Annotated in this window: 1 protein-coding gene; it reads right to left on the bottom strand. The window is 73.8% G+C overall.

The features are described 5' to 3' along the window. Positions 1 to 3,003 (bottom strand): non-ribosomal peptide synthetase (locus KGA66_RS28495; protein WP_211472627.1); only part of this gene is annotated, 3,003 nt, incomplete at both ends.

Raw genomic sequence — 3,003 nt, 5'->3', positions numbered from 1 at the left:
GTACAGCTCCCCCACCACGCCCACAGGCACCGGCCGAAGCCAACCATCGAGCACGTATACACGGGTATTGGCGATCGGGCCGCCGATGGGCGGGCTCTGCGGCCCGGACAGCGCGGCGCTCATCGTGGCGCAGACCGTCGTCTCGGTCGGACCGTAGGCGTTGATCATGAGGCGGTCGCGCGACCAGTACTCGACCGCGTCCGCGGCGCAGGCCTCTCCGGCGACGACCAGCGTGACGCCCGGCCGCAGCGCCCCGCTTTCGCGCAGCGGAACCAGCGCGGTCGGCGGCAGCGTGGCGTGCGTGACTCCGTGGCGCTCGCACAGCTCCACCAGCGCGGCACCGGGAAGCAGCTGCTCGGCCGGCGCGAGCACCAGCGCGGCGCCGGACAGCAGGGCCATGCACAGCTCCCACACCGCGGCGTCGAAGCTCGGCGAGGCGAATTGCAGAACCCTGCTTCCCTCGCCGACGCCGAGTTCCCGCTGCTGGGTCGCGGCCATGCTCGCGATGCCGCGGTGCGTGACCACGACGCCCTTGGGCGTGCCGGTGGACCCCGAGGTGTAGATCACGTATGCGGCGCCGTCGAGATCTGCGAAAGCCGCCGTCGACTCGGCGCGCCGTGCCCCGTCGATCGCGTCGCGGTCCGGCGGTGCGAGCTCGCCGAGCGGCCCGGCGAGCGGCTCGGCTTCGTCGAGGTCGATGACGCGGCCGGCGGCGAAGGGCGGCGCGGCCGACGCGACCGCCTCGGGCAGGCCGCCGCGGGTGATCACGGCCGCGGGGTCGGCGTCGCGCAGCATGAACGCGATCCGCTCGGCCGGATACCCGAGATCGACGGGCAGGAAGGCGCCGCCGGCCTTCGACACGGCGAGGGTCGCGACGACCTGGTCGACCGAGCGGGGCAGCGCGACGGCGACGATCCGCTCCGGCCCGACGCCGCGGGCGGACAGGACGCGGGCGAGCGCGCCGGCGCGGGCGTCCAGTTCGGCGTAGCTGATCTCCTGCTCGCCGCACAGCAGCGCGGGCGCGTGCGGAACCCGGGCGGCCTGCTGTTCGAACAGCTGCGGCAGCGTCATGCGCGGGACCGTCAGCTCGGTGCGGTTCCACTTGCGCAGCACGGTTTCCTGCTCGGACGCGGTGAGCAGGCCGAGGCGCGCGACGAGGGTGTCGGGTTGTTCGGCGATCCGCTCGAACAGCGCGACGAGCCGGCGCGCGACCAGTTCGGCCGCGTCGTGGTCGAACACGTCGCGCCGGTAGTTCAGTTCCAGGCGCAGCCGCTCGCCCGGGAACGCGGCCAGGGCGAGCGGGAAGTGCGAGGCCGCGGTCGCGTCGGCCGCATCGCTCGGGGCGACGTGCAGCCCGCCGGGCAGGTCGAACTGCGCGGCTCCGGCCGGGGCGCTTTCGAACACGGCCGCGGTGTCGAACAGTTCGCCGAGGCCGGCCAGCCGCTGGATATCCGCCAACCCCACATGATGATGCGCACCGAGCCCCGCCTGCTCCCGCTGCACCCGGGCCAGCAGACCCGCCACCGACTCCGCGCCGTCCAGGCGCACCCGCACCGGAACCGTGTTCATCAACAACCCGACGATGTCCTCAACCCCCGGCAACACCGCCGGACGCCCCGCCACCGTCGCCCCGAACACCACGTCATCGCGACCCGTCAACCCCGCCAGCAACAAACCCCACGCACCCTGCACCACCGTGTTCAACGTCAACCCACACCCCCGCGCCCACCCGGACAAACGGGAGGTGAGCGCCTCCGGCAGTTCGACGGTGAGCAGTTCGGGCAGGGCCGCCTCGTCAGGGCTCTGAGCGGACGCGGCGAGCAGCGTCGGGCTCTGCAGGCCCGCGAGCGCGCCGCGCCAGGCGTTCTCGGCCTCTTCGCGCTCCTGCGCGGCGATCCAGGCCAGGTAGTCACGCAGCGGCACGACCGGCGGCAGGCCGGATGCATCGCCGTTCGCGGCGTAGCAGCGGAACAGGTCGCCGAGCACGAGCGGCAGCGACCAGCCGTCGAGCAGGATGTGGTGGTGCGTGAACACCAGCACGTGCCGCTCGGGGGCGAGCTTGATCAGGGTGAAGCGCAGCAGGGGCGGCGCGGCGACGTCGAATCGCCGCCGCCGCTCGTCGGCGAGTTCCGCGACCAGCCGGGCGCGTTGCCGCGCGGCGGGCACGGCGGTCAGGTCCAGTTCACGCCACGGCGCGGCGGCCCGGCGGGCGACGGCCTGGATCCGGTTGCCGTCGCGGCGGGCCGGGAAACCGGCGCGCAGGCAGGCGTGCCGTTCGACCACGCGGCCGGCGGCGCGGCGCAGCAGGTCCGGGTCCAGCGGCCCGGACAGGTCGAGCGCGGCCTGCATGTTGTAGACGTCGATGCCTGATTCGTCGAACAGCGCGTGGAAGAGGAAGCCCTGCTGGAGCGGGGCGAGCGGAAGCACCTCTTCGAGGGTTTCGCCCGTCCACGGCCCGCCGAGCGCGTCGAGTTCCGCGGGTTCGAGTTCGACCAGCGGGCGGCGCGCGGAAACGGCCGCGGCCCGCGCGCCCTCGCCCGCCTCCGCCAGCGGGGTGGCGACCCGGGCGAGCGCGGCGACGGTGCGGTGGGTGAACACGTCGCGCGGGCTGAGGGCGAGACCGGCCCGCCGGGCGCGCGCCACCAGCTGGATCGAGGCGATCGAGTCGCCGCCCAGGTCGAAGAACCCGTCCCGCACGCCGACCCGCTCCACCCCCAGCACCTCGGCGAACAGCGCGCACAGGACCTCCTCGGCGGCGGTGGCCGGTCCCTGGTGCGCGCCCGACCCGGTCACCGTGATCTCCGGCAGGGCCTTGCGATCCACCTTGCCGTTCACCGTCAACGGCAACACATCCAGCACCACCACCACCGAAGGCACCATGTAATCCGGCAACCGCTCCCCCACCGCCGAACGCACCACCCCACCATCAACCCGCACCCCGGCCTCAAGCACCACATAACCCACCAGCCGCCTGACCCCCGGCCGATCCTCCCGCGCCACCAC

Origin of the sequence: Actinocrinis puniceicyclus, assembly GCF_018283645.1 — a bacterium.
GTDB lineage: Bacteria > Actinomycetota > Actinomycetes > Streptomycetales > Catenulisporaceae > Actinocrinis > Actinocrinis puniceicyclus.
Note: the sequence above shows the minus strand (reverse complement) of the source record. Positions and strands in the feature narration are given on the sequence as shown.